We start from the raw sequence: 7,111 nt of genomic DNA on the forward strand, positions 1-7,111 counted from the left end.
CGCGGAAGTTTTGCGCCCCGTCAGCGGTTGGTCTGATGGATGCAGGTCCAAACCAGGAGCAGATTCCGCGCACTCGCCTTGATCGGGGTCGTGGCGGCGATCGCGAGCGCGGTCGTGCTCGTGAGATCACTGGCGCGAAACGACGCCTCGCCCAAGTCGGCGACGCTGACCGCGACACCGGCAACGCTCACGTCGGTCTTCCACGACGCTCCCGGCGGCTCGACGATCGTGCTCTCCGGTGGGACGTACGGGACGTTCCGGGGTGGGAAGAAGCAACCCCCGGTCTCGCTCGAAGCCGCGCCGGGCGCTCACGTCACGCTCGCGATCGACTTCTCGCCCGCGGTCGGCGTGCACGTGTCCGGCGTCACCGTGACGTCGGCGCAGATCGCAGGGCAGTCTCGGCATATCCGGATCTCGAACTCGCGCTTTTCCGGCGCCACGGTGATTCGCGCCGACAAACTCGTGAACGCTGACATCGTCTTGTCGAGAAATACGCACCGGGACATCAATGTCTGCGCGACGTGCTTGGAAGGACGCATTGACGTCACCGGTCAGGCGAACGGCCCCTCAGGCGTGGTGATCGAGAACTCGACGTTCGGGCCCGGCGGCAACGCCGACGGCGTCCAGACCGGCGGCTACGGCGTGCAGATCCTCAACAACGAGTTCACAGGGATCCATGAGTCGGCAGGCGTCCACACCGACGCGATCCAGCTCTATGGCTCCCGGGCGACCCGTATCGAGGGCAACTGGATTCACGACACCTCGTCCGGGATCATGGCCGCGGACGGGGCCGATCACGAGGTCATCGAGAACAACGTCATCGCTCCGGGTGGGTACCCGTTCGCGATCTCCATCCGCTCGGACAACGGATCGATCATTCGCAACAACACGCTGCCCGACGGGAAGTGCGCGTGGAATCTGGCGTGTGGCATCGTCGCGCTCGGAACGACGCCGGGGAAGTCTGAAGGCAGCGGGACGTCGGTCGTCGGCAACATCCTCAGCGAGGTGTCGCTGACTGGAGGCGCCACCGGCGAGCAGGACTACAACCTGATCGCCCATGGGCCGCTTGCCGGCGCGCACGACCGCGCCGGCGTCCCGACGTACACGGCGGGGCATCAGCCCGACACGCTGGCTGGCTACACGCTGGCTGTCGGCTCTCCTGGACGCCGGACGGCGCAGGACGGAAACGATCGCGGGAGACGCGATGCAACTCGGTAAGCACCTTCATGAACTCTGGCGGTTGAAGTTCGGCCTGGCGTCAGCGTTCCTTCTAGCCGTACTCATCTCAACCCTGAGCGTGGCCAAGATCGGGCTGTTCCCGCCCAAATTGCAGCTCCGCTCGCTCGAGATGGCCGCGGCGCAGACGCGTGTCCTCGTCGACTCGCCGAAGTCGTCGATCTTGGACCTCGCGGTCAGCACCAACGACATCCGCTCGACGACCAATCGAGCGCTGCTGATCTCCAACGTCATGGCAAGCGCTCCGGTGCGTGAGTACATCGCCCGCCGCTCCGGCGTGCCCGTCGAGCTCCTGCAGATCGCGAGCCCGGTGACCCCTGACTTCGCGCGGCCGCTAGCGATCAACGGACCGAAGCCGCACACGACGGACATCCTGCGATCGCCGAAGCAATATCGACTCAGCCTCGCCTCGAATCCGACGGTGCCGATGGTCGACGTCTATGCCGAAGCACCGGACGCCACGACCGCGCAACACCTCGCCAACGGCGCGGTCGACGGCATGCGTGACTACCTCCGCGATCTGGGCAACTCGCAGCACGTGCCGCTCGAGCAACGCGTCAACCTCGAGCAACTCGGGCGCGCCAAGGGCGGGCCGATCAATACGGGCGTCAACGTCAAGGTGGGAACGTTGACCTTTGTCCTGGTGCTCGCCGCCTCGTGTGCCGCACTTCTCTATCTGTCGCGCGTTCGCAAGGGGTGGCTGGCGGAAGCCGGCAGCACCCGACCGAACGCCGCGTCCGAACCGGCGCTCTGAGAGATCAGACCGGCGTCTGGCGCGCGGCGTTCGTCGTGACGCTGCGCACCGCGAGCTCGACCTGGCGACCCGCCGTATCCCAGGAGCGATCCTGCACGCTGGTCGAGGCGCGCTCGGCCGCCGCGGCTCGCTCAGCCGCCGAGCGTTCGATCAGCGAGGACAGGGCGTGCGCCAGTTCGAACGGTGTCGCCGGCGCGTACACGACCTCGTCGTTATCCAGGACGATCCGGTTGTGCTCTGCGTCGTTGACGACCGGGAGGCAGCCGCCGGCGAGCATCTCATGCGGCACGAGCGAGACATTGGTGGCCGAGAGCACCAGGCCGGCGACGCAACGGTTATACAGCTGATTGAGCTGCTCGGGCTTCAGCGTGCCGTGATTGGTGGCCTGGAACGGAAGCCGCGGCACCACGTCGCCGTAGAAGTGGATCTCGACGTCGGGGTGACGATCGGCAAAGAGCTCGAGCGCAGCGACACCGAGCTCATAGGCGCGCCGTGACTTGGTAAAGCGCGCGTAGTAACAGATCCCGTTGCGCTCGATCGCCGGGTCCAGCTTGTAGCGATCGATGTCCGCGCCGAAGTCAAAGTGATCGGCCCCCATGCCGTAGTCGCGCTGGAGGACCATCGACAACCAGCGGCCGGCCGTCACTCCGTGGAACCCGAAGCGGTATGTGGCCTCGGCCAGCAGGGCTTCGCTACCTGCCGCGTAGAACCACGGCTCGAAGTCCTGCACGAGGTAGAACCGGGTGCCCCTGGCGGGGGAGGCGAGCACCGTGTAGGCGGTCGGCCATCCCGTCGCGAAGATGGCGTGCGCGTCCTCGATCCCGTCCGCGACGTCGCGAACCTCGGCTCGCAGATTCGGCCACCAGTCGCGAATCGTCTCCCGGTACTGGTCGATCGACCACCCGTGGCGATTGACCAGGTACAGGATGCACCGATGACCGGCTGCCTCAAGCGCCGTGACGAGACGGAACATCGTGGTGTGGCCACCGGAATCCTGGCCGCCCGGGGCGACGCACACCCACGCGATCGTGAGCGGCTCGGTTCCGTCGGTGGGCAACGCGGCGGGCAGGTTCCAGCCGGCCGCGGCGATCTCACCGGCGCGCACGAGCTCTTCTTTGGTCACCGGAAGTTGCGTCTGGCCGGCCGGGGACAGGCGAGCTGCCAACCGAGTGCCGAGACGTGTGGCGATGCCCGAGGCCCCCTCCGTCCGCAGCAGCCGCTGCGCCTGCCGGGCGCGATCGATCGGACTCGGCCCGCTCACGCGAGGTCACCTGAGGTCGTGTCGTGGTTTGTCGTCACTCGGCTCCTGAGATGCTTCGCTGGGCTACTCGCAGTGGAGGTTAGCCTCGATCGGGTGTGACGGAAGCTGAGGACCCGTCCGCTCGTTGTCAGTGGAGATGAAACGCCGCCTGAGACCGAGCCCTTCGCCATCGACGACACGTTCCGTCAGCGTCATCGTCCCGAGTTACAACTACGGACACGTCGTCTCAGGGTGCGTGGCGTCAGTGCTGAGCCAGGAAGGCGTCGACGTCCGTGTGCTCGTGATCGACGATTGCTCATCGGATCAGACGGTCGTGGTGGGCGAGCGGCTGGCGCAGGATGACCGAGTCGAGTTTCGCCGTCACGCGGTCAACCAGGGTCTGCATGCCACCGCGAACGAGGGCCTCGCCTGGGCCGACGGAGACTACGTCGTGCTCCTGTCAGCCGACGACTTCCTGGCTCCGGGGGCGCTGCACCGAGCCGTCTCGGTGATGGAGGAGCATCCGAACGTCGGCATGGTCTACGGGCGTGCACCGTACTTCTCCGAGGACTCCGCGCCGTCGCCGGACGTCGGCGTATGGCGCGGTACCGACGTGTGGAAGGGGCGCGACTGGATCGAGCTGCGCTGCCGTTCGGCACACAACTGCATCTCGTCCCCCGAGGTCGTCGTCCGCACCAGTGTCCATCGCGAGATCGGCGTATATGACCCGGTTTGTCATCACGCGAGCGATCTCCACATGTGGCTTCGCGTCGCAGCGGTGTCGGACATCGCCTACGTTCGAGGCATCGATCAGGCGCGCTATCGCGTTCACGCCGACAGCATGCTTCGCAGCGACGCCGGGCCGATGATCGATCTCCAGCAGCGGCGGTTGGCCTTCGATCGCTTCTTCGAGATCGCCGGCGATCACGTGCCCGACGCCGCGGAGCTTCATACCTTTGCCCGACGCGCGCTTGCCCGCCAGGCGCTCTGGCGCGCGAGCCGCGCCTACGATCGCGGACTTGTCTCGGGGTCCGGCGCGTTCCCCGTCCGCGAGCTCATTGACTTCGCGCTCGACGTGTATCCGGGCGCACGCGAGCTGAGGGAATGGCAGGGACTACGGGCACGCCGGCGCCTCGGAGAAGGCCGTTCGCGGTGGTTCCCGTTGTTCGTCGCCACTGGTGCGGGCCATCGGCTCCGCGGCCACTACGAGCGCATCCGTCGAGAGCGTGCCGGCGTTTGATGCAAGTCCGAGCCCTCGAGCCCCGTTGGTGTGATTGATGGAGTTCGTGAGCATGTTGAGGATCCTGTCGCGGCACCGTGTGCTGCTCGCGGCGGGTGCGGTGATCGCGCTGCTGGCTGCCGCGGCGTACGTCTATCGAATCTCTCCCTCCTCGCCGCACTTCTCGACGCGCACGACCACGAGCGGCGTGGCGTCGGCGCGAGTCCTGATCACCGCGAAATCCACCGAGGAGTCCGTCGAGCAGTCGGACCTGGAGAGCACGCTCGGAACGCGGGCCGAATTGCTCGCCGACCTGATGGCGACCGACCAGACACGCGGCGAGATCGCGGCTGGAGCAGGGGTCAAAGCGGACGACGTCGCCGTCGTCACGCCGGCGATGGGCGGACCGATCGTCCCGGTGCCGATTGCCATGCTCTCCAGCCAGGCGGCGGCGAACCAACCCGCGCTGAACGTGATCGGCGTGAGCGCCGACGGGCAGATCCCGATCGTGACGATCCGCGGCTACGCGCCGGATGCGGCACGCGCCACGCGACTTGTCAATTCGGCAAGCGACGCGCTGCACAGGCTCCTCGGGACGCAGGCCAAGAGCGGGACCTTCGCGACTGAGGCGCTCGGAGGGGTCGTGACGGCGACCCGCGTCGAGTCGCCCTCACGGGCGGTCGGTGCGATCGTCTTCTTGTTCCTCTTCGTGATGTGGAGCGCCGCCATCGTCTTCTTCGCCGGGTTGTACGGCCACTGGAAGCGCCGTCCGAGGCGGAGTGCGATCGCCGCCCCGAGCGCCTGAGCCTGTGCCGAACCCAACCACTCCCAGTACACCAGCAGGAGATCCCAACGAGATGTCAGAGAACGCAAGCGCGATCGGCGAGCCGGGCATCGGTGCCCGTCGCATCTCGAGCGCCGGCGACGCAGTCCGCTGGTTGATCGGACGTTCGTCGCTCATTCGCTCGGTCTCGAAGAGCGACCTGGTCCAGCATCAGATCATGACCTGGCGAGCGATCCGCGTCGTCCGCGGGCGTGGGCGGTTCCTCGCCTTGCAACTCGGCAGCGATCGAGTCGGGCAATACCAGCTGCGTCATTCGGGATTGCGATTCCACGTTCGTCACAAGACGGGCGACGTGCTGATCCTGAACAAGATCTTCGCGCGCGCCGATGTCGCCAACAGCTACCCGCCGCCGCAGGCGGTGGCGGCGATGATCGAGGCAAATGGCGCTCCCAAGATCCTCGACGTGGGAGCCAACATCGGCATGTTCGGGGTCTTCGCGTTCGACACTTGGCCGAACGCGCAAGTGACCGCATTCGAGCCCGACCCGGACAATCTCCGAATCCTGCGCAAGACCGTCGCCGCAAACGACGTGGGCGATCGTTGGACGGTTGTCGACCGCGCTGTGTCAAACGCCGTCGGTGAGCTCGAGTTCGTGCCCGGTCTGCGGGCCGAGGCGCACATCGCCGGAGCCGATGAACAAGGGGCGATCTCAGTCGCCACGGTCGATCTCTTCGATCAGGTGACCGAGCCCGTCGATCTGATCAAGATGGACATCGAGGGCGGTGAGTGGGCGATCCTCGCCGACAAGCGGCTGAAGGAGCTCAGGACCTCGGCCCTGCGGCTCGAGTGGCACACGATGCTGTGCCCGGAGGCGGACGCCCGAGCGGAGGCGATCAGGCTCCTGCACGAGGGAGGGTTCACGCGCGTTCTCGACGGCTCACACGAGCACGACCACAACGGAGTGCTGTGGGCGTGGCGAGAGCCGTCGAGCGGTGCTGCCTAGCGCGGAAGCGTGAACCCGGGCCGGCGGTGCCGCCGGCCCGGGTCAGGGCTTAGCGTCGTGCGACGCTGAACGACTTGCGGCTGACGTCCGTGTCGCCGTCCGCGTCACGGACGGCGAGCTCGACGTACTTCGTGTCGGCGTTGGTGAAGGTCTTGGTGATCTTGCAGCCGTCGGCGGTCTCCCAGACGGTGGCGCCCGTCGCGTCTTCGAAGCTCCACGTGCAGGTCAGTGTGCCGTCTCCGGTCGAAGCCGTGCCATCAAGCGTCACGGGCCGGGAAACGACCACGCCGGTCGGGACGCTCCAGATGGCCTTCGCGGGCTTGTCCGGCGTCGGCGTCGGGGTGGGCGTCGGCGTCGCGGTCGGCGTCGGGGTGGGCGTCGGCGTCGCGGTCGGCGTGGGCGTAGGAGCGGCCGCCGCGCTGACGACGAAGGACTTCAGGCTGGCGTTCGTGTCACCGTCGGCGTCGACGATGGTCAGGCGGACGTACTTCGTGTCGGCGTTGGTGAAGGTCTTGGTGATCTTGCAGCCGGTGGCGGTCTCCCAGACGGTGGCGCTGGTTGCGTCTTCGAAGCTCCAGGTGCAGGTCAACGTTCCGTCACCGGTGGAGGCGCTGCCGTCGAGCGTGACGGCCTTTCCGACGACGGCGCCCGTCGGTGCGGTCCAGATGGCGGCGGCCGGCTTGTCGGGCGTCGCTGTCGCCGTGGGCGTGGGCGTGGGCGTTGGGGTGCGTGTGGGCGTCGCGGTGGCGGTGGCCGTTGGCGTGGCCGTCGCGGTCGGTGTGGGCGTCGCGGTCGGTGTGGGTGTGGGTGTGGGTGTGGGTGTGGGTGTGGGGTTGGGGTCGGTGCTGGTGGTGGGGTTGATGCCGCGGTTGGTG

The 7,111-nt window shown here is 67.3% G+C and carries 7 protein-coding genes; 5 read left to right on the plus strand and 2 right to left on the minus strand.

The window, feature by feature from the left end; genetic code table 11:
- The first annotated feature begins 90 nt into the window (after positions 1–90).
- The gene (locus OM076_RS42015; RefSeq protein ID WP_270046193.1) at positions 91–1,218 is read left to right on the plus strand and encodes a right-handed parallel beta-helix repeat-containing protein; all 1,128 of its coding nucleotides are present in this window, start codon (positions 91–93) and stop codon (positions 1,216–1,218) included.
- A gap of 79 nt (positions 1,219–1,297) precedes the next feature.
- On the plus strand, positions 1,298–1,990 hold the full coding sequence (locus OM076_RS42020; protein WP_270046194.1) for a hypothetical protein: 693 nt from the start codon (positions 1,298–1,300) through the stop codon (positions 1,988–1,990).
- A 4-nt stretch (positions 1,991–1,994) separates the two neighbouring features.
- On the opposite strand, the gene OM076_RS42025 is transcribed toward OM076_RS42020, so the two are convergent.
- Positions 1,995–3,113 (minus strand): rhamnosyltransferase WsaF family glycosyltransferase, encoded by a 1,119-nt coding sequence (locus OM076_RS42025; protein WP_270046195.1) that lies wholly within the window; start codon positions 3,111–3,113, stop codon positions 1,995–1,997.
- Positions 3,114–3,387: 274 nt separating this feature from the next.
- On the opposite strand from OM076_RS42025, the gene OM076_RS42030 reads away from it, so the two are divergent.
- From OM076_RS42030 to OM076_RS42040, 3 genes are all read left to right on the plus strand, one after another.
- The gene (locus OM076_RS42030) at positions 3,388–4,470 is read left to right on the plus strand and encodes a glycosyltransferase (RefSeq protein WP_270046196.1); all 1,083 of its coding nucleotides are present in this window, start codon (positions 3,388–3,390) and stop codon (positions 4,468–4,470) included.
- 52 nt (positions 4,471–4,522) lie between these two features.
- Positions 4,523–5,254, plus strand: a complete 732-nt coding sequence (locus OM076_RS42035; RefSeq protein ID WP_270046197.1) for a hypothetical protein — start codon at positions 4,523–4,525, stop codon at positions 5,252–5,254.
- A gap of 196 nt (positions 5,255–5,450) precedes the next feature.
- A complete protein-coding gene (locus OM076_RS42040; protein WP_270046198.1) occupies positions 5,451–6,236 on the plus strand; it encodes an FkbM family methyltransferase in 786 nt (261 codons plus the stop codon).
- A gap of 49 nt (positions 6,237–6,285) precedes the next feature.
- Here OM076_RS42040 and OM076_RS42045 read toward each other — a convergent pair.
- The coding region (locus tag OM076_RS42045) for a PKD domain-containing protein (protein WP_270046199.1) at positions 6,286–7,111 on the minus strand (826 nt) is incomplete at its 5' end.

The sequence above is a fragment of the Solirubrobacter ginsenosidimutans genome (assembly GCF_027587205.1).

What these genes read in the sequence shown, in the direction of transcription:
- OM076_RS42030 (WP_270046196.1), top strand. Translation starts at nt 3,388, where the DNA reads ATGAAACGCCGCCTGAGACCGAGCCCTTCGCCATCGACGACACGTTCC.
- OM076_RS42035 (WP_270046197.1), top strand. Translation starts at nt 4,523, where the DNA reads ATGTTGAGGATCCTGTCGCGGCACCGTGTGCTGCTCGCGGCGGGTGCG.
- OM076_RS42040 (WP_270046198.1), top strand. Translation starts at nt 5,451, where the DNA reads ATGACCTGGCGAGCGATCCGCGTCGTCCGCGGGCGTGGGCGGTTCCTC.